Origin of the sequence: Pseudoalteromonas sp. FUC4 (assembly GCF_008370255.1) — a bacterium.
Taxonomy (GTDB): Bacteria; Pseudomonadota; Gammaproteobacteria; order Enterobacterales; family Alteromonadaceae; genus Pseudoalteromonas.
The window spans coordinates 319,211-343,001 of sequence record NZ_SEUI01000002.1; the positions used below are offsets into that span (position 1 = coordinate 319,211).

26 protein-coding genes are annotated in these 23,791 nt (G+C 37.4%); 5 read left to right on the top strand and 21 right to left on the bottom strand.

Annotation, left to right across the window (positions count from 1 at the left end; all coding sequences use genetic code 11):
- Window positions 1–323: 323 nt before the first annotated feature.
- Both EU510_RS07410 and ilvN read left to right on the top strand, forming a co-directional pair.
- Window positions 324–2,051 carry an acetolactate synthase 3 large subunit gene (locus EU510_RS07410; RefSeq protein WP_149592935.1) on the top strand — a complete coding sequence of 576 codons (1,728 nt, stop codon included), beginning with the start codon at window positions 324–326 and terminating at the stop codon, window positions 2,049–2,051.
- Window positions 2,051–2,548 carry an acetolactate synthase small subunit gene (ilvN, locus tag EU510_RS07415; protein WP_149592936.1) on the top strand — a complete coding sequence of 166 codons (498 nt, stop codon included), beginning with the start codon at window positions 2,051–2,053 and terminating at the stop codon, window positions 2,546–2,548. Before EU510_RS07410 ends, ilvN begins: the two co-directional genes overlap by 1 nt.
- A 91-nt stretch (window positions 2,549–2,639) precedes the next feature.
- Here the strand turns inward: ilvN and EU510_RS07420 are convergent, their stop codons facing one another.
- The 15 genes from EU510_RS07420 to EU510_RS07490 all read right to left on the bottom strand — a co-directional run bounded on the left by EU510_RS07420 (window position 2,640) and on the right by EU510_RS07490 (window position 13,913).
- Window positions 2,640–2,915: an HU family DNA-binding protein gene (locus EU510_RS07420; RefSeq protein ID WP_149592937.1), complete on the bottom strand. Its 276-nt coding sequence runs from the start codon at window positions 2,913–2,915 to the stop codon at window positions 2,640–2,642.
- Between the two features lie 210 nt (window positions 2,916–3,125).
- Complete coding sequence (locus tag EU510_RS07425; protein WP_149592938.1) at window positions 3,126–3,665, bottom strand: DUF3833 domain-containing protein; 540 nt, start codon at window positions 3,663–3,665, stop codon at window positions 3,126–3,128.
- Window position 3,666: 1 nt separating this feature from the next.
- On the bottom strand, window positions 3,667–4,155 hold the full coding sequence (locus EU510_RS07430; protein ID WP_149592939.1) for a chalcone isomerase family protein: 489 nt from the start codon (window positions 4,153–4,155) through the stop codon (window positions 3,667–3,669).
- A 61-nt stretch (window positions 4,156–4,216) separates the two neighbouring features.
- Window positions 4,217–4,711: a DUF2878 domain-containing protein gene (locus EU510_RS07435; protein ID WP_149592940.1), complete on the bottom strand. Its 495-nt coding sequence runs from the start codon at window positions 4,709–4,711 to the stop codon at window positions 4,217–4,219.
- Window positions 4,689–5,951, bottom strand: coding sequence for an SAM-dependent methyltransferase (locus EU510_RS07440; protein ID WP_149592941.1), 1,263 nt, complete (start codon window positions 5,949–5,951; stop codon window positions 4,689–4,691). Before EU510_RS07440 ends, EU510_RS07435 begins: the two co-directional genes overlap by 23 nt.
- Window positions 5,952–5,988: 37 nt before the next feature.
- Window positions 5,989–6,726 (bottom strand): DUF1365 domain-containing protein, encoded by a 738-nt coding sequence (locus EU510_RS07445; protein ID WP_149592942.1) that lies wholly within the window; start codon window positions 6,724–6,726, stop codon window positions 5,989–5,991.
- A complete protein-coding gene (locus EU510_RS07450; RefSeq protein WP_149592943.1) occupies window positions 6,719–7,975 on the bottom strand; it encodes an NAD(P)/FAD-dependent oxidoreductase in 1,257 nt (418 codons plus the stop codon). Before EU510_RS07450 ends, EU510_RS07445 begins: the two co-directional genes overlap by 8 nt.
- On the bottom strand, window positions 7,972–8,682 hold the full coding sequence (locus tag EU510_RS07455; RefSeq protein ID WP_149592944.1) for an SDR family NAD(P)-dependent oxidoreductase: 711 nt from the start codon (window positions 8,680–8,682) through the stop codon (window positions 7,972–7,974). Before EU510_RS07455 ends, EU510_RS07450 begins: the two co-directional genes overlap by 4 nt.
- A gap of 2 nt (window positions 8,683–8,684) precedes the next feature.
- Window positions 8,685–9,113 (bottom strand): nuclear transport factor 2 family protein, encoded by a 429-nt coding sequence (locus EU510_RS07460; protein WP_149592945.1) that lies wholly within the window; start codon window positions 9,111–9,113, stop codon window positions 8,685–8,687.
- A 1-nt stretch (window position 9,114) separates the two neighbouring features.
- On the bottom strand, window positions 9,115–10,509 hold the full coding sequence (gene phrB, locus EU510_RS07465) for a deoxyribodipyrimidine photo-lyase (RefSeq protein WP_149592946.1): 1,395 nt from the start codon (window positions 10,507–10,509) through the stop codon (window positions 9,115–9,117).
- Entirely contained in the window at window positions 10,509–11,462 is a 954-nt protein-coding gene (locus tag EU510_RS07470) for a YbgA family protein (RefSeq protein WP_149592947.1), read from the bottom strand. Before EU510_RS07470 ends, phrB begins: the two co-directional genes overlap by 1 nt.
- Window positions 11,463–11,470: 8 nt before the next feature.
- The gene (locus tag EU510_RS07475) at window positions 11,471–12,142 is read right to left on the bottom strand and encodes a ChrR family anti-sigma-E factor (RefSeq protein ID WP_149592948.1); all 672 of its coding nucleotides are present in this window, start codon (window positions 12,140–12,142) and stop codon (window positions 11,471–11,473) included.
- On the bottom strand, window positions 12,135–12,758 hold the full coding sequence (locus tag EU510_RS07480; protein ID WP_002962457.1) for a sigma-70 family RNA polymerase sigma factor: 624 nt from the start codon (window positions 12,756–12,758) through the stop codon (window positions 12,135–12,137). Before EU510_RS07480 ends, EU510_RS07475 begins: the two co-directional genes overlap by 8 nt.
- 68 nt (window positions 12,759–12,826) lie before the next feature.
- The gene (locus EU510_RS07485) at window positions 12,827–13,405 is read right to left on the bottom strand and encodes an LON peptidase substrate-binding domain-containing protein (protein ID WP_188085405.1); all 579 of its coding nucleotides are present in this window, start codon (window positions 13,403–13,405) and stop codon (window positions 12,827–12,829) included.
- 235 nt (window positions 13,406–13,640) lie between these two features.
- On the bottom strand, window positions 13,641–13,913 hold the full coding sequence (locus EU510_RS07490) for a hypothetical protein (protein WP_149592950.1): 273 nt from the start codon (window positions 13,911–13,913) through the stop codon (window positions 13,641–13,643).
- A gap of 298 nt (window positions 13,914–14,211) precedes the next feature.
- Here EU510_RS07490 and EU510_RS07495 point away from each other — a divergent pair, with 298 nt between their 5' ends.
- Complete coding sequence (locus EU510_RS07495; RefSeq protein WP_149592951.1) at window positions 14,212–15,903, top strand: alkaline phosphatase D family protein; 1,692 nt, start codon at window positions 14,212–14,214, stop codon at window positions 15,901–15,903.
- Between the two features lie 60 nt (window positions 15,904–15,963).
- Here the strand turns inward: EU510_RS07495 and EU510_RS07500 are convergent, their stop codons facing one another.
- Window positions 15,964–17,448, bottom strand: coding sequence for a cellulase family glycosylhydrolase (locus tag EU510_RS07500; protein WP_149592952.1), 1,485 nt, complete (start codon window positions 17,446–17,448; stop codon window positions 15,964–15,966).
- A gap of 400 nt (window positions 17,449–17,848) precedes the next feature.
- On the bottom strand, window positions 17,849–18,199 hold the full coding sequence (locus EU510_RS07505; protein WP_149592953.1) for a hypothetical protein: 351 nt from the start codon (window positions 18,197–18,199) through the stop codon (window positions 17,849–17,851).
- 185 nt (window positions 18,200–18,384) lie between these two features.
- On the opposite strand from EU510_RS07505, the gene trhA reads away from it, so the two are divergent.
- The gene (gene trhA / locus EU510_RS07510) at window positions 18,385–19,014 is read left to right on the top strand and encodes a PAQR family membrane homeostasis protein TrhA (protein WP_149592954.1); all 630 of its coding nucleotides are present in this window, start codon (window positions 18,385–18,387) and stop codon (window positions 19,012–19,014) included.
- Between the two features lie 265 nt (window positions 19,015–19,279).
- On the opposite strand, the gene EU510_RS07515 is transcribed toward trhA, so the two are convergent.
- From EU510_RS07515 to EU510_RS07535, 4 genes are all read right to left on the bottom strand, one after another.
- A complete protein-coding gene (locus EU510_RS07515; RefSeq protein WP_149592955.1) occupies window positions 19,280–20,374 on the bottom strand; it encodes a GGDEF domain-containing protein in 1,095 nt (364 codons plus the stop codon).
- A 16-nt stretch (window positions 20,375–20,390) separates the two neighbouring features.
- The gene (locus EU510_RS07520; RefSeq protein WP_149592956.1) at window positions 20,391–20,591 is read right to left on the bottom strand and encodes a hypothetical protein; all 201 of its coding nucleotides are present in this window, start codon (window positions 20,589–20,591) and stop codon (window positions 20,391–20,393) included.
- A gap of 796 nt (window positions 20,592–21,387) precedes the next feature.
- Window positions 21,388–21,699: an MGMT family protein gene (locus EU510_RS07530; protein WP_149592957.1), complete on the bottom strand. Its 312-nt coding sequence runs from the start codon at window positions 21,697–21,699 to the stop codon at window positions 21,388–21,390.
- Window positions 21,689–22,585: a LysR family transcriptional regulator gene (locus EU510_RS07535; protein ID WP_149592958.1), complete on the bottom strand. Its 897-nt coding sequence runs from the start codon at window positions 22,583–22,585 to the stop codon at window positions 21,689–21,691. The genes EU510_RS07530 and EU510_RS07535 overlap by 11 nt, the downstream gene beginning before the upstream one ends.
- 122 nt (window positions 22,586–22,707) lie before the next feature.
- Here EU510_RS07535 and EU510_RS07540 point away from each other — a divergent pair, with 122 nt between their 5' ends.
- Window positions 22,708–23,790: an efflux RND transporter periplasmic adaptor subunit gene (locus tag EU510_RS07540; RefSeq protein ID WP_149592959.1), complete on the top strand. Its 1,083-nt coding sequence runs from the start codon at window positions 22,708–22,710 to the stop codon at window positions 23,788–23,790.
- The last annotated feature ends 1 nt before the right edge of the window (window position 23,791 follow it).

A 23,791-nucleotide genomic window follows, 5' to 3' on the forward strand; every position in this document is an offset into this window, starting at 1 on the left:
AACCAATCAAAACCCTTACTTTTGACAATTCAAAATTATAAACACAACGAAAATGAAATTTTAATGCAAATAAACGATTTTAAGGTTGACGTGACGCCTAAAAACCCTTAAAAATAAACCTATACAGAATTTTTAATTTAAAAGCAGTGTTTTGCTAAGTAGAGTAATAATCATGAACACACACATTAATCTTTTAGTCGTACTCGAACTGGTCCTAGTTATAAGCCCAGCGGGGATGTATTAAAAGGTGATACTGCTTTTTAAAAACCCTCGCACTACGCGGGGGTTTTTTTATGCATAAAAAAGCGCACAGAGGAATGAGGATGAGCAAACAAGAATATAATGGTTCTGAACTAGTAGTTCAGGCATTAAAAGAGTTAAAGGTAAAATACATATTTGGCTACCCCGGTGGTTCGGTTTTAGATTTATATGATGCACTTTTTCAGCAAGATGATATTGAGCATATATTAGTTCGTCATGAACAAGCTGCAACACATATGGCTGATGGTTATGCTCGTGCTACTGGAAATGTTGGTGTTGTACTTGCAACCTCAGGCCCTGGCGCTACAAACTGTATAACAGGTATTGCAACGGCCTATATGGATTCAATTCCTATGGTTGTATTATCAGGCCAAGTACCTACAAATTTAATTGGTGACGATGCATTCCAAGAAACTGATATTGTTGGCTGTTCGCGCCCTGTAGTTAAACATAGCTTTAACTGTAGAAGCGCTAAAGAAATTCCTACCATCTTAGCTAAAGCTTTTTATATTGCTAGTACAGGTCGCCCAGGCCCTGTTGTGGTTGAGCTCCCTAAAGATATGCTTAACCCTGCAATTAAGTTTGAATACGAATTTCCTCAAACAACAGAACTAAGAACATACAGCCCTAATACTAAAGGGCACTCAAAACAAATTCGCAAAGCCGTTACCACTATTTTAGAAGCCAAAAAACTGGTTATTTACTCTGGCGGCGGTATTGTTATTTCAAATACATCAGAGCAATTAACGCATTTAGTTGAGTCGTTAAACGCACCTATTACAAATACTCTAATGGGGCTTGGTGGCATATCGGGCGTGCATCCAAACTTTGTAGGTATGCTAGGCATGCACGGCACACTTGAAGCTAATAAAGCAATGGCTAATGCCGATGTGATTTTAGCACTCGGTGCACGCTTTGATGACCGTGTTACAAATAACGTTAAAAAGTTTTGTCCTAATGCCACCATTGTTCATGTTGATGTTGACCCAACTTCTATTTCAAAAACAATTAAAGCGCACATTCCGGTGGTTGGTTGCTTAGCCACGGTACTAGAACAACTGCAAGCTGGCATTGATAAAAGTCCTATTAAAATTGATCGCAGCGCACAAGAAGACTGGTGGCGTCAAATTATCAGTTGGCGTGAACAAAAATGTTTAAGCTACAACACGACTGAAGACGAAAAAATTAAACCACAAGCTGTAATTGAGGCGGTTTACAAAGCAACAAACGGTGATGCTTATGTCAGCTCAGACGTTGGTCAACACCAAATGTTTGCAGCGCAGTATTATCCATTTAAACATCCTCGACAATGGATCAACTCAGGCGGGCTAGGCACTATGGGCTTTGGTTTACCTGCCGCTATGGGCGTAAAGCTTGCTTTTCCTGATAAAGAGTCTGTGTGTATTACAGGTGATGGCTCTATTCAAATGAACATTCAAGAGTTATCTACCTGCTTGCAGTACAACTTAGCGGTAAAAGTTGTATCTCTAAATAACCGCTCTTTAGGTATGGTACGCCAATGGCAAGACATGGTTTATGGCGGACGTCATTCATCATCTTACATGGACTCACTGCCTGATTTTATTAAGTTAGTTGAAAGCTATGGGCATGTCGGCATACAAGTAAACACACTAGATGAATTACAACCGGCTATAGATAAAGCAATGAGCATTACCGATCGTTTGGTATTTTTAGATATCAACGTTGATGAAAAAGAACATGTATACCCAATGCAAATTAAGTTAGGCGGCATTGATGAGATGTGGTTACGTAAAGGAGTAAAAGCATAATGCGTCGTATTTTATCTATTCTATTAGAAAACGAACCAGGTGCCCTATCGCGTATTGTCGGGCTTTTTTCACAGCGAGCATACAACATCGACAGTCTCACTGTAGGCACAACTGACGATCAATCATTGTCGCGTATTACTATTACTACTATGGGTGATGACAGAGTCGTTGAGCAAATTACTAAACAGGTTAATAAACTTGTAGATGTGCTTAAAATTATCGATTTAACAGAAATGAGCCATATTGAACGTGAACTATTACTTGTTAAGGTATTTGCTAAAGACGAGACGACTCGTGCAGCCGTTACGCGTGTCGTTGATGTGTTTCAAGGTGCTATTTTAGATATGGGCCGACAAAGCTACAGCCTACAATTAGTTAGCAGTACAGACAAAATAGAATCGTTTTTAGACACTCTTCGTCACGAAACAGATATTATTGAAGTTGTACGCTCAGGTGCAGTTGGCATTGGCCGAGGCGATAAAGCGCTAAAAGCATAAGTTTCGTCTATTAAAGCCGTTATATAGCGGCTTTTTAAACATAAAAAAAAGAGCTAAATAGCTCTTTTTTTAATTTAATTTGTTAAACCGATTAAAGGTTTACTTGGTCTTTAAGACCTTTACCTGGTTTAAAGCTTGGGATAGTTGCCGCTGCGATTTGGATCTCAGCACCCGTTTGTGGGTTACGGCCAGTGCGAGCTGCACGTTCTTTTACTGAGAAAGTACCAAAACCAACTAATGCTACTGAATCACCTTCTTTTAAAGAAGAAGTTACAGCACCTGTAAACGCGTCAAGAGCACGAGTAGCAGCGGCTTTAGAGATTTCTGCATCAGTAGCAATTTTTTCAACTAATTGAGCTTTATTCATTGTTAGATTCCTATTCGTTATTATTTTGCCTTCGCAAAACCTATCTTTATGCATTTTTAAAGAGTTAGCAACAGCAAATTGCATTTTTTGCTTAAATTCTTAAAAAATGAGTAAAATTTAAATAATTCTCGGTAAAATACAGCGTGTTGGGTTAACAAAGACTTAATTTGAGTACAATTTTGGTGCAAGTTAAGCAACTGGGTAAATAAACTATATTTTCTCGATAACTAAGGTCACTTCCCCGACCTCGACACCAAACTTAACAATAGATGTGCGGTTTATCAAGCGCGATTGTGTAACCAAGTACATCCAATCGTCAAAATTCACTTCTAAAGTACTGCCGTCATATGGAAGTGCTACGTCGTAATTCCAATGAAATACGCTACCATCACTTTTACCTTTTGCCGTACCTATAACATCGGCCGCGGTACCCGTTAAACTATTGTCGTTATTTAGCGTTATTTTCCAAATACGCTTTTGAGTTTCGCCATCGTCGTAAACAAAATCTTCTTCGATAACGCCCTCATTACCATCCCAAGTCGCATTCATGTCTACGACAAGCTTTCGGGTCAGTTCGCCTTTAAAGTCTTGTACAACACCATAGGCTTTCAATTCTCCGCTAAAAAAGGTTTTAAAATCGAAATTTGGCGATGTATTTTTATAATGTTCAACATTTGGTGCCGAACAACTAATTAACAGCACAGCAAATAAGCATATAACCACTGTTTTAAACGTGTTTAATACATTCATATTAATTCCCTAATAGTTGCTTTCGTAGTTTTGGTTCAGAGGTTTTCTCATCTAGCCAAATGGCTAAAAAATCGCTCGAAAATTGAAGTTCATTAATTTCACCAATTTTTTCATCATTATGATAAAAAGTGCTCATACCCTGCTCAGTTGTGATTAACGTCAGCGAATCACCTTGTTTAATATCAGGCCAAATAGACAATAATTTGCTGTCATATTTACCAGCTAACTCTGTTTTTCCAATATATTCCCACTGCTCATTAGTTGCTTTCACTATTTCTTTAGCATCAAAGTCTCGTAAGTAGGTGAGTTTAAATTTAACAGGATGCGTTCCTTCACTGTAATTACCGGAAGGGGTAAATAGCACAGCGTCATATACATCCCAAAATAAATACTCCATTCGCGCCTCACCCACTTTACTAAATTGTGTGTTGGCTAAAACAATTGAAGTTGTAAGCAAATAAAAAGTAACTGCCTTCAGTAAAAATTTCAAAATGAGCTCCCTTTGAATAAGTGAGTAGTGGTACGAAATGAAAATTATTGCCGATCAGCGGTTAATAAATAACTTTATTTTTTTGGTTTATAAAAAGGATAGCGGTAAACACTGCAGACCAAAGTACGCCGTAAAAAAGCCAAAATTGCCATAAAGGTAATCCAAGGCTTATTACTTCAAAACGAGCACCGGCCCAATAACTTGCAGGCGCAAAAGCCATGCACACTAAAAAGGCCTGCCAAAGCTTTAATTTACTCAAAAATACCATTGAGGTATTTAAAGAAAGTAATAATGCAGCCCATAAAAAAACAAGCCATAGGGGGAAGGGATAAACTTTAAATTCTAACAAGCCTAACTTTACAGCTATAAATTCTAACAACAGAGCTAAAGGTAGCGCTTTGACTAGCAGTAAGGTGTCTTGCTTTTTTTGCTTTGACAACCAAAACATTAAAACAATAATTAATCCGCTAAAAAGTAGCGAATCAGCTTCAAGCAGCAGTGATAAAAACCACACTGCTTGAAAAAAAACAAAATTAGTAATTGAGCGCAATATCATCGTTATCGCTAATAAAACGTGGTTTACGCGCCATTAAATGTACCGTACTTGTTGCTCTAGCTCTAAACGCGCCTTCGCAATAAGCAAAATAAAACAACCATAAACGATAAAAACGTTCATCAAATTTAGAGCGATCTAAATCAGGCCAGCTTTTTATAAAACGACTTCGCCAATCAGCCAATGTTCGCGCATAGTGTGCGCCAATATCATTAACAGTATGAATTACCATGTCAGTATTATTTTTAATCTGTTCACTCATTTCGTTAAGCGATGGCAAACACCCACCTGGAAAAATATACTGCTGGATAAAGTCAGAGTTTTTTAAGTAATGCTTATAACGCTGATCGCCAATAGTAATTGCTTGTATGAGCATGGCACCGTCATCTTTTAACAGTTCACCACATTGGGTAAAAAAGCTAGGTAAGTACTCATGGCCCACCGCTTCTATCATTTCGATAGAAACAAGCTTGTCGTATTTTCCTTTTAGTAGTCTGTAATCGAGCTTGAGTAATGTTATTTTACTTTCAAGACCAAGTTCAACAATTTTGCTGGCTACATAATCATATTGCTCATCAGATATGGTTGTAGTTGTTACATGGCAATCGTAATGTGTGGCTGCATATATAGCAAAAGCCCCCCACCCTGTACCAATTTCAATTACTGAATCATTTTCTTGAAGCTCAACCTGCTCACAAATGCGTTTCAGCTTGTATTGTTGAGCCTCTTCAAGTGTCGCTTCTTTTGTAGGATATACAGCACTTGAGTAGAGCATTTCTTTACTCAAAAATGATTCGTAAAGATCATTACCTAAATCATAATGAGCAACGATGTTTTTCTTAGAACCCGATTCAGAATTTTTGTTTTTTATATGATTAAACCGATGTGCGATATTACTAAAAAATGCGAATTTCTTTTCAAACTCATCAAGTTGCTTCTCATTTATAGCAAATATCTCAATGAAAGAGGTTAAATTGTCACAAGACCAATGCCCCAAAATATACGCTTCACCAGCGCCAACGCTACCAGATAATGCAAATGCTTTATACATAGCTTTATCGTTTACTATAATTGTTGCTTTTAGAACTGAAGATGAGTCACCAAAAGCTGTACGCTCATTTGCATCAATTAAAATTATTTGGCCTGTTTCAATTGACGAAAAGGCTTTAGTCACTAATTTTTTATATATGTTAGTTAACCAATTTGTGCTTTGTTCGCAGTTTAAGCTCGACACTTTATCCATTGAAATACCTATTAATTGTCCTGACTATCTATGCGCTTTATGGCTTGCCTGAGTGGCCTAAAAAAGGAACTCGTTTAATAAACAACTTTAACGCTTGATAATAAATACCTTTGAAAATAGACCATGTCATGGCCGGAAAACGTTTAAATAACTTATTAACTTCTTCTTTAGTAAGTTCTTTACGTTTTAGGCGAAGTGTAGCATCAAATAACAGCTCTTCATTTCGCTTATTTTCAATGTGTATCAATGTTTTATCAGACGACTGCTTAACATGCCAATGATAGTTCATGTCTAGATTCATGAAAGGTGATACGGAAAAAACCTTTTTAAAGTTCACTTTTTTTTCTAAAGGGACCAAATAATAATGACGTTCGTTCCATGGTGTATTACTTACTTCAGCAATCATGTATTTAAAACGAGTGTCGTTATGTCCAAAAAAGTAAAAATTAACAGGACTGAAATACACACCAAAACAACGAAGTTGCCCAAGCATGTATATATGAGTAAAGGTTTCAGTAATACCTAAATTGGCAAGTTGTTCATGCGCACGCTCAATAAGAGGCAGCTTAGCAAGTTGTGAGGTACCTGTAAGATAATCAGTTTCATTAAATTTTAACGCTTTTAAACCTGATGTACCTATGTGTTTATGCACACCATTCAATTGGTTGGGATTATTTAAATCTACCCACATCATATACAAAGGGTAACTAAAGCGATGTCCTTTAACAGCAAAACGGCGATGTTTAACATCGCCTAAATACACTGCACTAGTCAAATTCGACCCCAAGTTGCTTGGCTACATCTACACCACTGTGTACGCCATCTTCATGAAAACCATTGTACCAATAAGCGCCACAAAAGTAACTGTTGTTGTGTCCATCAATACTGTGTTTAAGTTTTTGAGCCGCAATAGACTCTTGGTTAAATACAGGGTGATGATACGTAAACTCGCGCAAAATTTTACTTTGGCTTATCCCTTCAAGATGGTTAAGCGTTACACAAAACTGTGTATCCGATTGTATACCTTGCAAAATATTCATTTGATAAGTAACAACAGCGGCTTTATCTGTGTTGTTATTAAGTAGGTAATTCCAGCTTGCCCATGCCGCTTTTCTATCTGGTAAAAGGTTTGTATCGGTGTGCAGCACAACTGAATTCTCAGTGTAAGCTATTGCACCCAATACTGACTTTTCTTGCTCAGTAGCATCACCCAGTAGTTCAAGCGCCTGATCTGAATGACAAGCAAATATTACTTTATCAAATTTGCTTTGCTCACCATTGGCAAACTCTATTGTTACTTCATCATTTTGACGTGTAACTGATTTAATATTTGTGTTGAGGTTGATTTTATCGGCAAAACCTCTGATCAGTGGCTTAATGTACTGACGAGATCCACCCGGTATTACGTACCACTGTGGTCTATTGGTTACATCTAAAAGCCCATGATTAAAGAAAAACTTAACAAAAAACTCAACGCCTACGTTTTCCATTTCTTTAATACTGGTAGACCAAATAGCCGCGCCCATAGGAAGAATATAATGATATTTAAAGAAGTCATTAAACTGGTTATCGTTAAGCAATTGCCCTAATGATTGATCAGACTGGTAATCACTTTTTTCATGCATTGCTTTGCACAGTTTATTAAACCTAACAATGTCGTACAATAATCGCCAAAACTTAGGTCTAAAAATATTACGACGCTGTGCAAATAAGCTTGTAAACGTATGGCCATTGTATTCAAAACCAGTGGCTTCGTTGTGCACACTAAAGCTCATCTCGGTTGTTTGTTTATCAATACCAATGCGCGAAAGTAGCTTTTCAAAATATGGGTAAGTTCGGTCATTAAATACAATAAAGCCTGTGTCTATTGCGTATTTGATGCCGCACACATCAACATCAACCGTTGCAGTGTGACCACCTATGTAATCATTTTTTTCGAATACGGTTACATCGTAATGTTTGTGAAGCAAATGCCCACATGTTAAACCAGATACACCAGTTCCTATTATTGCTATTTTTTTCAACGGGCTAATCCTTTTGCGATTTTAAGCCAAATGGGCAGTGGTAAAATGCGTAATGCTTTTAATATAAGTGTAAAACGATAAGGAAAATGAACGTCTTTGCGACGTTTTTGAATACCTTTAATCATGTAGTCAGCTGCTTTTTCAGCCGTAACGGCCATAGGCATCGGAAAATCATTTTTATTAGTAAGTGGCGTTTTTACAAACCCAGGATGAACTAAAGTCACATCAACATCATTTAAATCAACAGCTAAACTTTTTGCTAAGTAACTTACACCCGCTTTTGATGCACCATAAGCTTCTGAACGAGGTAGCGCAAGATAAGTAACACTTGAGCTAACTAAAACAAGTTGGCCACCTAGATTTATTTTAGGAAGTAACGCCTCAAGGCAGTACCCCATAGAAAGTAAATTTACGTTTATTACACGCTCAAACAATGCACTATCAAAGTTGCGCGCATCATCTATATATTCACAATTACCCGCGTTTAAAATAACACGGTCAAAATGAGGAAAGCCAATAGTAGACTCTTTTATATCTTGCAGGTTAGTTGCATCAAATTTACATGCTTGTATGTTGTCGTATTTAGCAAGCTCGGCCAGCTTTTCACTATTACGGCCGCAAGCTATAACAGTGTCTCCAAGCTGCGCATATTTAATTGCTAGCTGCTCGCCAATACCTGATGTAGCACCCGTTATAAGTGTGATCATAATTAACCTGCCCTTTTATCAATTAGTTTTATAACGCTACCAAGTAAAGGAATATGTTTGTATAACAACTCGCCCACATTAAAGTAGTCTCTGTGCTTAATAATTTTGCCATCTTTAAAAGTAAGCTTGCTATGACCGTCTACCGAGATAGTTTTACCTGATGAAAGCTTTGGATGTGCATAATGCATAGTCCAATAAATAAAAGCATTATTATCACTATTAAACGAATCACTAATATCAAACTGGCAATGCTTAACATTGCTGTATAAGTTAGCAAAGTACCTGCGCAATTCTATAATGCCGTTAATTTCATGCATCGGGTCTATAAACTGTATGTTGTCACAGTAAATATCACTCAATAAATCAAGATTAGTGCTATCAAGCTGTTGGTATATTTCAACAAATTTATCTACTGGTAACTGGTTATCCATATCACACCTTAAATGCAGCAAGTGCACGTTCTCGTGCCGCTTTATGATCAACTATTGCTGGCCAGTAACATTCCTTATCTTTGCCTGTTGCTGCTAAGTAAGTGTGTGGAAAATGAATGTGTTTATCTGGCACGTTTTCAAGCTCTGGCAAATACTTACGGATAAACTTGCCCGTTGGATCAAAGCGCTCGCTTTGTCTGATAGGATTAAAAACTCTAAAATAAGGCTGAGCATCACAGCCCGTACTTGCAGCCCACTGCCAACCACCATTATTTGAGGCTAAATCGCCATCAATTAAGTGCTGCATAAAAAAGCGTTCACCTTCACGCCAGTCTATTAATAAATGCTTAGTTAAAAAACTTGCAACCACCATTCGTAAACGATTATGCATCCAACCGGTTTGCTTTAGTTGTAGCATTGCAGCATCCACTAACGGGTAACCTGTACGCCCTTCGCACCATGCTTTAAAATCGCTTTCGCTTTTACGCCACACCACCGCGTTATACTTTTCGTTAAAGTTATCGCCGCGCGAAAGCTTCGGAAATTCAGCAATTAAATGCCTGTAAAATTCGCGCCAAACAAGTTCGTTAATCCACGTAAACGTTTTACTTTTTGATGTAGTTAAAATATCAGGGTAACGCTGCTGAATATTAATAAGCAGTTGCTTTGTACTTACAATACCAAGAGCTAAATACGGGCTTAAACCCGATGTGCCTTTTACACTAGGAATATCACGCTGGTCGTCGTAACTTGTAAGTTTGTCGCATATAAAATTATCAACTACGGTAGAGAGTGTTTCGTCATCAACCGGCCACTTATCTGAGCACCCATCACTTTTTAGTAAATCACTCTCGTCAAACTTAACAGGGTCAGAAGTTAAAGGCCATTGTGGCAAACCAAAGTGTGTATCTTGATACTGCTTTAACCATGCACGTTTAAAGGGAGTAAACACTTTATACATTTCATTACTTTGATTTTTGACAGAGCCTGCAGGCGCAATTAAATCGCCTTCGTACAAGGTAAAAGTAATAGAAAGCTCATCGCATTCATGCAAAATTGCTTTATCGCGGTTTACTTCATTAAGCTCATATTCTGTATTAGCAATTACGTGTTTTACATCGTTTGCTTTACAAAAGTTAATAAGCTCGCGCGTACAATCACAAAAGCTAGGCGCTTCAATAATATGTAAAGTAATACCATAATCAGCAAGTTGTGATTGAAGATAGGTAACTCGGCGCTTGAGTAGGTCAATCTGAATAGGCGCTGCTTGGTGCTGCTGCCACTGCTTTTCAGACACAAAAAAAATGGCGTGTTTAGCGCCATTATTTAGCGCTTGAATTAACGCTTCGTTAGAAAAAAGGCGCAAATCACGCCTAAACCAAAATAATGTATCCATTAAATACCAAATCGTAGTTTTAAATCGTGAGGGTATGGGTTAAAAAATACTTGTTTTTCAAGGTACTCATTTGGATGAACTTTCAAATGATGTTTTAACAAGGTGAGTGGTACATATAATGGCACCAATCCTTCGCGGTATTCGTCTATGGCATCACGAAGTTCTTGTTTTTCAACCTTCGATAAATCATTTTTAAAGTAGCCTTGTAAATGCATTAGGGTATTGCAATTATTTCTGCGAGAAGCTGGCTTTTTCAGCCCCGTCATCAAACCTAAAATATATTCATCAGCAACTGCATTTATATCGTCACCTACAAACGTTCCAAGCAGGTTACCCAAATCACGATAAGCTTGGTAATTGTGAGCCATCAACAAGTACTTATACTGTGAATGAAATTGAGTAAGCTTATGAACCGTTAGCGGTTCTTGTACTAACTTTTGCCAATTTTTAAATACGTAAATTCTCATTACAAAATTTTCACGTAAATGCATGTCATTTAAGCGACCGTTTTCTTCACATGGCAATAATGGGTTGTGTTTCATTATTTGCTCAGCAAAAAAACCAACGCCTTCAGAGGTATTACCCGTACCTGCTTCGTTGTATATTTTAATGCGCTCCATGCCACAGCTTGGACTTTTTGCGCAAAATACAAACCCGCTCAACTCTTTAGCCTGTTCTGTTGCAACTTTTTTACCATACTCGGTAAGTTGTTCACCTACATCTCCAGTACCATCTGGGCGACATACTTTAATAGTATCTCCCACTTTAACTTGGCGAATAGTTGGACGAGGTATTGGTAAACCTACCGCTACCTCCGGACAAAACCGTGTGTATTCAACGTGTTTACCTAACTCATCCATACAGAAATTTGACTTTTTATGTCCTGTGTCAAATCTAACTTTTTCGCCTGCTAAGCAGGCGCTTATACCTATTTTTATTATATCTGTGTGCATAAATTCTCTTAGTAAATCAAATTACCTATTGGATTTAGTAACTTGCTGAAGCCCTTATTAAAATGTAGCGCACTACTGACAACTGTAAAGCACAAACAGCCATCTTTTGTTAAAGGAGTATGTTGGTGGCTACCGTCATGCCATATAAAGTCACCTGGTACGTAACTACCATCTTCATCAGTAAACTCGCCATCAAGGAGTAAAGTAACTTCAAAGCCAGTATGCGTATGCTCTGGTATTTCGCCGCCAGCATCAATATGTAACAAGCTAGAGCGTAATGGGCCATCATCAAGTGCAACACGAGATCTCGCAAGCTTACCTACTTGGGTAAATTTACTGTGAGAAATACGCGTTAGCGCACGTGGAAGCTGATAGTTATGCTCATTAACTTTAATAGAAACAGGTTCTACTTCATAAACCTCGTCGATAGAATCATCAGACGTGATCATATCAAGCACATTCAATTCAAATTCTTCAAGTAACTCAGCTTGAGGTTGCTCGTGTTGCGCTGGCTCTTCGCTGAATAATGCGTTTGCATTGCTTGCCTCAATTTTAGCTACTTTAGCTTGGCACACAGGGCACATATCTACATGTATAGAAACGGCTAAACTCAATGATGTAGCAAGTGATGCATCGCAATACTGTGTCAGTAAAGTTTCACTCGGGTGATGTTTAATCATGCTGATCTCCCATTTCATTACGTAATTTTTGCAAGGCTAAACGTAATCGTGATTTTACCGTGCCTACTGGAATATTAAGTTGATGTGCAAGTTGCTCTTGCGACATATCTTGAAAATAAACGCCTCTTACCACTTCGCGTTGAGCAATAGGTAATTTGTCTAAATAACGTTTAATTTGTTTATCTTCTAAATGATCACTGTATTCGTGATGTGTATCTTGTGATTCGTTTAATAATGGCCAAATATCTTCGCTTATATTTTCTTCTTTATTACTTTTCATTTTACGAAGCATATCGAATGAAGCATTACGCATAACGGTATAAACCCACGTAGTAGCCGCACCTTTATCACTGTGATACAAATGTGCTTTTCGCCAAACAGATGTTAATGTCTCTTGCACAAGTTCCATTGCTTGAGCTTCAACACCAAATTGCTTAATTCCGAAGCGTTTAATTTTTGGCGCAAAGTATTCAAATAAATAAGAAAATGCTTTTTTATCGCGTGACTGTGCAACATCTATAAGCGCTTGCATGAGTTCTTTACTCGGCGTTTCTGGCATGGCAGTGTACTTACCTGTATTAGGTTCACAACGTGGTGACTGTTGTTGACTTACCATAATAATTTATCCCGTTATTGCTTTTGTATTAAGTAATACGGGCAATAATTAATTTAGGATCATAAAATTTAGGCAAATTCGTTATTAATCACAGTATGGAGGAAATTCAGTAAGTTATCAAAGTTCGTTTCAAACGCAAGTTGCTGCTTTTTCTCAATAGAAATGGGTAGGAGCTCAAGCCAACGGGCTGCAATCCAAGGCAGTTTGTCAAAGTGAGTTTTTTTGTACAGTAAATTAAGTTCCGGGTTACTTTCAAACACGTTTAAAAGCGCATCATGCAATAAGTCATGTTCGCCAACTGAATTGTTAGAATCCTTATACCAATAAGGCGTATTACAAGGCGACACTAAGCCATGTCGCAGCTCATCCTCGTCTTGATAGACATCATTTATCTGAACGCTTTGAGAGGCAAACACATCGATTAATAATACATCGTTGTCGTCTTGGTCAAAATCAATAATATCAACAAGGCAACCTTGCGCGCTTATATTAAATGGCGTGTCGTGCTCAAATGTACAAAGTACAAACCCTGTATTGTTTTTTAATGCGGTTTTAACCATATTTAAATAGCGAGGCTCAAATATGCGTAATCGCGTATAGCCTTCAGGTAATATAAAAATGGGTAATGGAAAAATCGCACGTTTCATAAAGTCTACTTCTTTCAAACATTCTGCCTTTATTTACGTGCGCTTTTGCTAAGTCGATCAGCTTTGTACGAATCGAATTAATTACCAGCTATATAATTGGCTAAAGATTAAACCAACCTCCCATAGCTTTAAACACTTGAACCGAGTAGTAAGCGCTAATCATGCTGACTACGGGTGCTAACATTAATGCAAATAATCCAAGTTCACTGCTCATCGTTTTAATCCTTTAAATAATTTATTTTGCGTTTTTAATACTAGTGTCAGTATTTTTAAGCGTTGTGCTATCTGTTAAAACGGGCTCATCTAATAAACCCTCTAAAACAGTTTTAGCATCAAAATAAAGCGTTTCCTTTAGTGATTTTTCAAGCTCAATTGTGGTTTGCTTTACGTAGCTTGTTACACTTTGAGTTAATATATCAGTTACATCTAGGTCCACTTCTGTTGCGTGTACTTGCGCAGAACCTAATACTAATAAACTTGCCATAGCGATTTTAATTGAATGTTTCATAATGGTATTCCTTGTTTGTGTATTGTTTAGACGTAGTTATATACTCAAGGGTTGTGCCAACATAGAAATAAACCGTAAGTAACTGTAATTAAAAAACTTTACACACATCACTTTACTTTAATAAATTCATACCTTGTTAATTTAACCATTTAATTTAATTTTTTGACTATTTTTTAGTTAATAAATAAAAGGGTTTAAATGTATTAATACCGTCACACTAAATACATTTAGCGTTTATAAAAACGTCATATCCACCCGCTAAAGTGCACACCACTATAAATAATTCAAAAAGTGCAGTATGACCCTTTCATCACGTCGAAATTTTTTAAAAACCTCAGCAGCAAGTATATTTACCGTAGCAGTATCGAGTGCCATTACAGGTTGTGCTCAAACACTAGTAAACAAACCTCTATCGGCTATTGAATTTAAACACGGTGTAGCTAGTGGCGATCCGCTCAGTAATGCTTTAATAATTTGGACACGTGCAACCACTGCTCAATCAAATTTTGAAGTTACTGTTGCCTGGGAGCTGGCAAGTGATTCTCAATTTAAAAACATCATTCGCAGCGGGCGCGAACAAACAGATAAAAGCCGAGACTTTACAATAAAAATAGATGTGCAAGAACTTGCTCCAAACACAGAGTACTTTTATCGTTTTATGGGTTTGAATACACAAAGCCCAATTGGCCGTGCTAAAACACTACCAATAAACAATGTTGAACAAATAAAAATGGCTGTTGTGTCGTGCTCAAACTACCCTGCTGGGTACTTTAATGCCTACACTGATGCCGCCAAGCAAAAAGATTTAGATGTAGTACTGCACTTGGGAGATTACATTTACGAATACCCAATGGGCGGATACGCTACCGAAAATGCTGAAAAAATTGGCCGCCAATTAGCAGCCGATAACAGCGGTGAAATTATTACCCTTAGCGACTATCGTAAGCGCTATGCCATTTACAGAACAGACCAAGGCCTTCAAGCACTTCACGCTGCAGCGCCTTTTATCGCAATATGGGATGATCACGAAGTTACTAACGATACCTATAAAAGTGGTGCTGAAAATCATACCCCTGATGAAGGTGACTTTTTTAAGCGCCGTGCAGCAGCTATTCAAGCCTATTACGAATGGCTACCAATTAGACCGCCTATGGGCGAACAAAGCCCGCAAATATACCGCACCTTCGATTTTGGTAATTTAATAAGCTTACACATGCTAGATACTCGCGTAATAGCGCGCGATAAACAACTTGCCTACAGCGACTATAAAAACCTAGAGACCAAACAAATGGATGTTGCGCGCTTTGCCAGTGATTTAAATAATCCAAAAAGGCAGTTACTAGGTAACACACAACTAAACTGGCTCACGAGTGCAATAACTGAGTCAAATGCAAAGTGGCAAATATTAGGCCAGCAAGTATTAATGACTAAAATGTGGCTACCTACTGAAATATTCTCGCAATCCGATCGCACTAAAATACCTCAGGTATTAAAAGAGCTTGTTGCCATTAAAAAAGCCGTATTAGCAAATAAAGCGGTAACGCCCGCGCAACTCGCACGCGTAAATACTTTAATGCCTTACAATTTAGATGCATGGGATGGTTACCCAAGCGAGCGCGAAGCATTATACAAAAGCATTACCGCATTAAATAAAAAATTAGTCGTGGTTGCAGGTGATACGCACAATGCGTGGCATGGCACATTAAAAAATGCACAAGGCGAAAGCGTAGGAGTAGAGTTTGCAACGCCTGGCGTTACATCCCCGGGTATGAAGCATTATTTAGCGCTTAATACAGCACAAGCAAAGCAAATGGCAGACTCGCTTTCATTGTTAATAAACGATTTAAACTATTGTGACTTATCGCACCGTGGGTATATGTTACTGACTATTACTAAAGAGCAAATTACTACTGATTGGCGTTATATAGATAATATAAACTCCCCAAGCTACAACATCACTGATCAACACCAAAGTGTTTATAAAGGCTAATACTTTTAAAAAGAAGGTAAAAACATTATTTACCTTCTTCGTTTATTTTATTAAACGCGCTTAATTACAACTATAGATAAGCGTCCACGAAGCATCACTTCCTGGAATACTGTTTGTATACCAATTTGCGCTATACGCATTGCCTTGATATTGCATTTTATCGTCGGTGTTATTATGAGTAAATGGACCGCCTGCGTAATCCTTGTTCACCCAGTTAGGATATGCATTAATACCGTTACAATCTGTTGAACTTACAACACTGCATCCGTTTGTATCAACACTTGTACCAGCGGGTGTATCTGGGCACTGATCAATATCATCATTCACTCCATCGTTATCCGCATCGCTTTGTGGTTCAACAACTTCAACAACGCATCCTACATTATTAACAGTCTCACCTGCAGGTGTATTAGGGCATTGATCAGCACTATCGCTAATACCATCGCCATCGCTGTCAGTTACCGCACAGCCAATACTGTCAACCGTTGTCCCTGCAGGAGTGTTATTACATTGATCAAGGCTGTCACTTACGCCATCCCCATCGCTATCTAAATCAACATTGCTACTACCACCACCCCAACCTTGAATGATCTCTTTAACTTTGGTGCCTGACGATGTTAGTGAATTCCAACTACCGCCAGGAGTAAATAACGATGCACCTTCGTTTTTGTCGTTTAAAGCCCAGTTAGCGTGGCTAATATTGTTTGTTTTAAAAAATGCCATCCATGCATCGGTTTCATTAACATTAACACCACCATTACCATCAGCATTAACCGTTCCCCACTCTGTGGCAAACAAAGCAATACCGTTATCGAGTGCTGTTTGTGCTTTATTTCGATACGATTGACCATGCGTGCCAGCATAAAAATGCAGAGTGTAAGCAATATTGGCGCGATCAATTGGGTTTTGTGATGCTACATCAACATCTTGCGACCACGTAGGCGTTCCAACCACAATTAAGTTATCAGGGTCGATTGCTCTGATTTTATCAATAACTGTTTCTGAATAAGGTTTAATATCGTTAACCCACGAGATTTGTAACGGCTCGTTATAAATTTCATAAATAACATTGTCGTACTGCCCATATTTGGTAGCTACGTCTTCAAAAAAGCGAACTGCAGTTGCTTGATCGGTATGTGCTTCATGGCTATGAAAATCAATAATAACGTACATATCCTCACTAATAGCTGCGTTTACAACAGTATCAAGACGGCTCATGTTGCCCTCCCAATCAAAGTTCAAACTACCACCAGTGCTCGTACCATGGCCAATAGCTGCACGGATTAATGTTGCATTAAATTCAGTTTTTGCCTTTGCTACTGTTTCTGCTGTATAAAATTTTTCAGCGCCCCACCCCGTATTACTCCAAAATAGGCTAGGTCCTGCAAAGCTTGTATTTTCTCCACCTGCAAGAATTTGATTCCCACTCACCGTTAACTTCTCAACAGCGGCATTAGCCATTGTTGAGCATCCTAATAATAAAGCTAACGATAAGCTCGCCACTTTAAAATCCTTTCTTTCGTGATTATTTGAACTGTTATTCATCGTATTTCCTTAAATTGAAATTATCAGTCGCCATTGCTTGACGTAATAAATTGACACCAAACCAATACTTAATAGTTAAATAAAATTAATTTGGCGAGCGGAAAGTATCATTTATTTATTAACATTAAATGAATAAAAAGGTACAGGAAGAAGGATTTTAATTAACTAAACTTCAACAAGTGAGCGATTTAACGAGGTTTGAGGATTTTACTGGGTATATACAAGAATTTACACGATGTTTACATGGTGTAGGCAAAAAATCTCGGTTACAAAAAATATATATAAAAATGAAAAAGCGGTAATAATAATTATTACCGCTATCAATAATAGCTAAATATTAGGGATAAATATGTGGAAAGAAAATTAATAAGCCAACCAAACCGAGTTCTGATTAAGTGGCTTATTTTTTAGTAGGCAACGCTTTTCTGCCCAAACGGTATGCATCCATCATGCTCAGCACCCAAATTATAATCATTAAAGGTACATACTTATATTCAGCGAGTTGAGCGCAGGCGTCAGAAGGTTGTTGCGCGGCTTTTAATATGGCGGTAATCAACATGGGAATTTTTCCGTTTACAATTTCATTTGCAGTACACTGTGCAATCGCAAATATATCTTGAAAGGTTAAAATTAAAAGAACAGAGAATACACCCGCAAAAATAGCGCCTATAAGGTGTTTTTTTAAAGAAAAATGCCCCGCACCAGGATAAACAATGGCGGTAAGTAAAGCAGCTTTTAGATCTTGTTTCATGGTTATTTCAGCTCGTAATATGTATTACACTAGACACCAATATAGTGAATTAATTCTCTTTAAAATCAAGTAAAAGCTAAAGTAGCGTATCAAATAAAGTTATTTAGAATTACTCACAGCTAAGATTGAAACCTTCAGCGTACAGTTGTACACTGAAATTAATTCCAATAGTGGTAGGAACAGTTATGTCGTTAGAAGCGCCTTATTCCCGTAAAGAAGAGAAATTAAACGTAATCAGCCATGCACTCGGTATTATATTTGCCGCGTTTGTTATGTGGGATTTATTTAGCCAAGCCACCAGCACTAAAGCGTATATTAGTACTGCAATTTATGGCAGCAGCCTATTTGTGCTGTTTTTGTCATCCACTTTGTACCACGCCAGTATTCAACCGCGCTTAAGAGCCTTTTATAAAAAGTGCGATCACTGCGCCATATACTTATTAATTGCCGGCACCTACACCCCCTTTTTATTAATCTCATTAACCGGTGCTTGGTCATGGGCAACACTTACATTTATATGGACTGTGGCACTGGCGGGCGTTGCGTACAAAGTATTTGTAAAAAACGGTAATAAAAAAATATCACTCGCCACCTACTTACTCATGGGTTGGTTTGCACTGGCTATTGTATATCCGCTTTATTCAAGTGTTGATGTAAAAGCACTTTACTGGCTACTTGCCGGCGGTATTTTTTATAGTTTAGGCACTTTTTTTTACAGTGCTAAAAGCACCCAATTTAGCCACGCTATTTGGCACTTATTTGTTATTGCTGGGTGTGTTTGTCATTATATTTCAATTAGTAATTATGTTTATTAAGCTGGTTAGGCTAATTAGAATGTTCTGGTTTGAGGTGTGAATTCAGCCACTCGACAACATAAAATATTGATAATAATTGGCAAGGTATTTTACGGTGCCGGATGGCGCTTCGCTTATCCGACCTACACTGGCACTTACTCGCCTGTAATAATCTCAGTAACAAATGGGTCAGTCTTCCTTTTGACTAGGAAAAGAAGCAAGACCTGCCCAAAATTTTACGGTAATTATAATTATCGAAAATAAGTATATAATCTATGGATAAAAACTATGGGCATGCTCTATTTCTGCCATTTTTTTTAGCTATGTACAGTTGCTTATCTGCTTGTTTATATAAATCTTCAATTGAGGTGTTTTCTTTATTCAATTCAGATAGACCTATACTGATAGTTGTACTCATCGTAATATTATTATAAGTAAAAACTTTATCTTCTATAATTCTACGTATTTTTTCTGTAATCACCTTTGCTCCATCAAGTGAAGTGTCATTGAGTAAAATAGTAAACTCTTCTCCACCAACACGAGCAAAAACATCACTTTTCCCTATGTTTTTTTCTATTTCTTTTACTACATTTATTAAAATAAAATCGCCCACTTGATGTCCATAATTATCATTGATATTTTTAAAGTAATCTATATCAATCATTAAAAGTGAAAGCTGTTTTTTCTCTCTAGCTGCTATAGCTATTAATTTTTGGGACATTTCAAAAAAATAACGTCGATTATATATGTTTGTTAGCTCATCAATCATCGATAAATGATGCAGTTTATTAACGCTTTTCTCCAAATCATCATGAGCCTGAATACTCGATAAACGACTACTGTATATAGCTTCTGAAAGTAGCATAGTAGCGGGTATATAAATAAGTGTTAATACAATCAAACTAATATGGTGATGTTCACCGTAGTAAATCATAATGAAAATTTGAGGAATAATCATTGAAAAGAAAAAAATCAAATATGCCTTATAAAGTGATGACATAGATAATGCCGCAGCCGTTATAATCCCTATAATCATAACAAAAACAACTAATTCATACGGTTGAGGCGCATACAAAATGGATAAAATAGAAGACATTGTCCACATAATGGCTTGGAATACGTTAGAAATAATGAAGTATATTTCATTTTTTTGTATTCCTTCTTGGTTTTTTGTTCTTAAATATTTTTTAAAACTTTTTGCATTATAAAAACGACACGTAGCTAATAATGTTTGAAAAATAAACCAAATAATTAAGATATTAAATGGTATATATTTAATAAACACACCAATATAAGCAAGAGAAACGATTAACATAGCAATCATAGCTCTTGGTGTTTGCTCAACTAAACTTTCTATAAGTTTAGGATGGACGGTTAACATATTATTCCCTGATTTTTCATTCTAAAGCTCCTTTTACACTAATGTTATTAGCTAATCTCGGTTGTACAAAGTAGCCAACTAGCAATAGACTTCTAATCATTAACCCGCGTAGAAATATCACTGGCAGATATCTAGCAATGCCATAACCTTGTGCTAATTCAGAGTCAAGTATCAACAGCTCCGTATCACGATCAATAATTTCTACACCTTCAAGCATGGGAAATTCATCCTAATTAATCAGCATGCTACGTAAAAAAACTAGCCTATCTTAATCAAGCTCGCGGGTAAAAGTAGACAACGATACTATTTTTAATAGAATCGAAGAGTCGTTTGCAAAAATGAAAAAGTTTATAGCGTATAATTATCACAGTTAGAATATACCACCATAAAATACCGTATAAAATATAATAATAAATAATAAATAATAAATAACTATTACTGCTTTTAGTTTGTATAAGCATAGTTGGTTGACAATTAACGTTAAGCATTCCTAAACCAGTTACTACAACATTGATTTTGGCTGAGTACATTAAAACACCTGATTTGAAATGAGATTTATAACAAATATGTTCTCATCGGATGCCAGCTCACAGTGTGAAAAGCAGCTCAATAATTCTAATTACTTTATACCTTTAGCAACTGAGAAGTTTAAATTCTGTACCTATTAATACATCAACTAACAAATATCAATTAGATATTGATTCAACAAGCTCTGCTAGCTTGCCTTTGTTAGGGGTTGAAAAAGATAGAATAACAGTCACGCCATTATTTAAACGCTTCCAGCTAAGCGTTTCACCTTGTGAATTAATGATAGCAAAAGACTATTATTTGAATGCAGGTCAGCTCCATCATAAAGTTTCATACTAAGCACCTCCACGCACTGTTTGTTTTTCGTTCAACACAACTGTATCGAAAAACTCGAGACGCTTTCTATGTGATTATCAAATTTTAACTCCACATGTTACGGTTCAACAACATACGTTTATGATACTGATTCTCCCATAATAATCATGTCACTCCCATCGGCACTCGCGCATATTCACTTTGTCATTTTTAAACAATACGCCTTCTGATAATAACTTTTCGCGTTGTTCTTGATATTTATCACTTCCTTCGGGGAATGATATTTTACCTTGGCTATTCACTACCCTGTGCCAAGGTATAACCGAGTCGTTTGGCATCATTTTTAATAAGCGCCCCACCAACCGTGAGTTTTGAGGGTAACCCGCAAGAGCTGCAACTTGCCCGTAGCTTGCCACTTTACCTATTGGTATGCCTGCGATAACAGTATAAATAAGTGTTTCTTTATCAATATCAGCATTCATTTAAATACGCCTCACTAAGTACTTTAAATTGCTCCCAAATAGTGCGCGCTACAGGGCCGTGGTGTACTGCATGCTGCCTGAAGGCTCTAATTTGTGCACTAAATTTATGCTCTCGGTCAGTTATGTGTATTTCTTGAAGTAAGCCTGCTTTAATTTCGGGTGCACAATGCTCTAGGCTCATCATTGCCCAACCTGCGCCTGAGAGTAAAAATGATTTTAAGGTCGATACATCATCAATTTTCATCATGGCTGAGCCTTTTGAGTACGATAGCCTGTCGCTGTCGATACTCAAGTCACTTTCAAACATGGCTAAACACGGATACGTTTGTAGTTCGCTATAGGTTAGCTTTTGAGGAAGTACGCCTTTAGCGCTCACAATGCCAATATCGAGCCTGCCTATAGGTACGCTTTCTAAATCGCCTGTCGCATGAAATAAATCAAACCACGGGCCAATGCCTAATTCGGCTTGTCCACTATTTACTTGCTCTAACGAAATAAAACGCTTCCCGCTTGTTAAACTAAATTCGGTGCTGGTAAACAACCTAAAAGTATTACTTATGATCTCATTGTAACTCTGCGTATGGCAAAGTTGTTCGTAACAAATTCTAAATTGGGGTTCATTACCGAGTGCCAATTCTTTAGCAAGCTGTGCTAGCTCGTCGTTGGCATGAAGAAGTTGCTGCGCCTCGCGGTGAAAAATACGCCCTTTTTCAGTAAGCTGTAATCGGTACTTACTTCTGTCTAGTAACTCAAACCCTATTTTTTCTTCTAGATTTTTAATAGCGAGTGTAAGCGCGGGCTGCGTTTTATGTAGCTTTAGTGCTGCCCCGCTTAAGCTTGCGCTTTGCACTATGGCATCTAAAATTATTAATTGATTCAGCTTCATATAGCACTCTGCAACATTATAAGTAAAACTTATTGAGTTTCTAAAATTTAATGATTTTTATTTTATATGTTTGCAGCGTATGCTGCACTTAATTATTTTGCCATCATTGCAACGGAGAAGACATGAAACTCTTTCGTCTATGTTTTTTAACTACGACTTTATTAAGCTTAATAGCCTGTTCTGAGCCAGAACAACAAGTTAAAGAAGAGCCCATTCGCCCTGTTAAACTATTCAACATAGGTCATGATTCTCAAACTAACATTCGCAGCTTTCCTGCTGAAGTTGTTGCAAACCAAGGCTCTTACCTTGCTTTTAGGGTAAACGGCGAACTTATTAAGTTTCCTGTGCTTGCTGGTGAACACGTTGAAAAAGGTGATTTATTAGCAAAACTGGACCCAGAAGATTTTCAGTTGCAGTTTGACGAGCGCAAAGCGCGTTTTGAATTGGCAAAATCACAACTTGGCCGCATTGAGCAATTGTTTGAGAAAAAAATCACCAGCCAATCAGAATTAGATCAAGCCACTGCTAATATGCAAATTGCTGAATCTGCATTTAAAATTGCACAAACAAACCTTGAGTACAGCGAGCTACGCGCTCCATTTTCAGGCACAGTTGCAAAAGTATTTGTTAAAAACTTTGAAAACATTCAAGCCAAACAAAATATATTACGCTTAGAAACACGCGATTTAATGGATGTAGAAATCCAGGTTCCTGAAAAAATAGTCGCTCGTTTTCAAAAAGGCACTGATTACCACCCCACAGTAAAATTCGATGGCTTTGACAATAAAGAATACACACTTGATATTAAAGAGTGGGATACCCAAGCAGATCCTGCAACGCTTACCTATAAAGTTGTATTTTCGCTACCAGTACCTGAGGATTTTAATTTACTAGCGGGTATGACGGGCAGTGTATTTATTGATTTAAGTAAAGTAACTCGCTCGCAAGTGTCTTACACAATACTGCCAATTGAATCAGTGTTTTCTGAACCTCAAGAATCTATTAAAGATAATGCCTACGTGTGGCTTTTTGATTCAGAAACTAGCCAAGTACATAAACAAGCAGTAAAAATTGGCCAGCTACACCGCGATGGTATTGAGGTGTTAAGTGGTATTAAAGAAGGCCAAATTGTTGTTTCTGCCGGTGTGCACTCACTAAAAGAAGGCATGAAAGTAAGAGCATGGAATAAAGAGCGAGGCTTATAAT

What these genes read in the sequence shown, in the direction of transcription:
- EU510_RS07410 (WP_149592935.1), top strand. Translation starts at nt 324, where the DNA reads ATGAGCAAACAAGAATATAATGGTTCTGAACTAGTAGTTCAGGCATTA.
- ilvN (WP_149592936.1), top strand. Translation starts at nt 2,051, where the DNA reads ATGCGTCGTATTTTATCTATTCTATTAGAAAACGAACCAGGTGCCCTA.
- EU510_RS07420 (WP_149592937.1), bottom strand. Translation starts at nt 2,915, where the DNA reads ATGAATAAAGCTCAATTAGTTGAAAAAATTGCTACTGATGCAGAAATC.
- EU510_RS07425 (WP_149592938.1), bottom strand. Translation starts at nt 3,665, where the DNA reads ATGAATGTATTAAACACGTTTAAAACAGTGGTTATATGCTTATTTGCT.
- EU510_RS07435 (WP_149592940.1), bottom strand. Translation starts at nt 4,711, where the DNA reads ATGATATTGCGCTCAATTACTAATTTTGTTTTTTTTCAAGCAGTGTGG.
- EU510_RS07440 (WP_149592941.1), bottom strand. Translation starts at nt 5,951, where the DNA reads ATGGATAAAGTGTCGAGCTTAAACTGCGAACAAAGCACAAATTGGTTA.
- EU510_RS07455 (WP_149592944.1), bottom strand. Translation starts at nt 8,682, where the DNA reads ATGATCACACTTATAACGGGTGCTACATCAGGTATTGGCGAGCAGCTA.
- EU510_RS07460 (WP_149592945.1), bottom strand. Translation starts at nt 9,113, where the DNA reads ATGGATAACCAGTTACCAGTAGATAAATTTGTTGAAATATACCAACAG.
- phrB (WP_149592946.1), bottom strand. Translation starts at nt 10,509, where the DNA reads ATGGATACATTATTTTGGTTTAGGCGTGATTTGCGCCTTTTTTCTAAC.
- EU510_RS07470 (WP_149592947.1), bottom strand. Translation starts at nt 11,462, where the DNA reads ATGCACACAGATATAATAAAAATAGGTATAAGCGCCTGCTTAGCAGGC.
- EU510_RS07475 (WP_149592948.1), bottom strand. Translation starts at nt 12,142, where the DNA reads ATGATTAAACATCACCCGAGTGAAACTTTACTGACACAGTATTGCGAT.
- EU510_RS07480 (WP_002962457.1), bottom strand. Translation starts at nt 12,758, where the DNA reads ATGGTAAGTCAACAACAGTCACCACGTTGTGAACCTAATACAGGTAAG.
- EU510_RS07485 (WP_188085405.1), bottom strand. Translation starts at nt 13,405, where the DNA reads ATGAAACGTGCGATTTTTCCATTACCCATTTTTATATTACCTGAAGGC.
- EU510_RS07490 (WP_149592950.1), bottom strand. Translation starts at nt 13,913, where the DNA reads ATGAAACATTCAATTAAAATCGCTATGGCAAGTTTATTAGTATTAGGT.
- EU510_RS07495 (WP_149592951.1), top strand. Translation starts at nt 14,212, where the DNA reads ATGACCCTTTCATCACGTCGAAATTTTTTAAAAACCTCAGCAGCAAGT.
- EU510_RS07500 (WP_149592952.1), bottom strand. Translation starts at nt 17,448, where the DNA reads ATGAATAACAGTTCAAATAATCACGAAAGAAAGGATTTTAAAGTGGCG.
- EU510_RS07505 (WP_149592953.1), bottom strand. Translation starts at nt 18,199, where the DNA reads ATGAAACAAGATCTAAAAGCTGCTTTACTTACCGCCATTGTTTATCCT.
- trhA (WP_149592954.1), top strand. Translation starts at nt 18,385, where the DNA reads ATGTCGTTAGAAGCGCCTTATTCCCGTAAAGAAGAGAAATTAAACGTA.
- EU510_RS07515 (WP_149592955.1), bottom strand. Translation starts at nt 20,374, where the DNA reads ATGTTAACCGTCCATCCTAAACTTATAGAAAGTTTAGTTGAGCAAACA.
- EU510_RS07520 (WP_149592956.1), bottom strand. Translation starts at nt 20,591, where the DNA reads ATGCTTGAAGGTGTAGAAATTATTGATCGTGATACGGAGCTGTTGATA.
- EU510_RS07530 (WP_149592957.1), bottom strand. Translation starts at nt 21,699, where the DNA reads ATGAATGCTGATATTGATAAAGAAACACTTATTTATACTGTTATCGCA.
- EU510_RS07535 (WP_149592958.1), bottom strand. Translation starts at nt 22,585, where the DNA reads ATGAAGCTGAATCAATTAATAATTTTAGATGCCATAGTGCAAAGCGCA.
- EU510_RS07540 (WP_149592959.1), top strand. Translation starts at nt 22,708, where the DNA reads ATGAAACTCTTTCGTCTATGTTTTTTAACTACGACTTTATTAAGCTTA.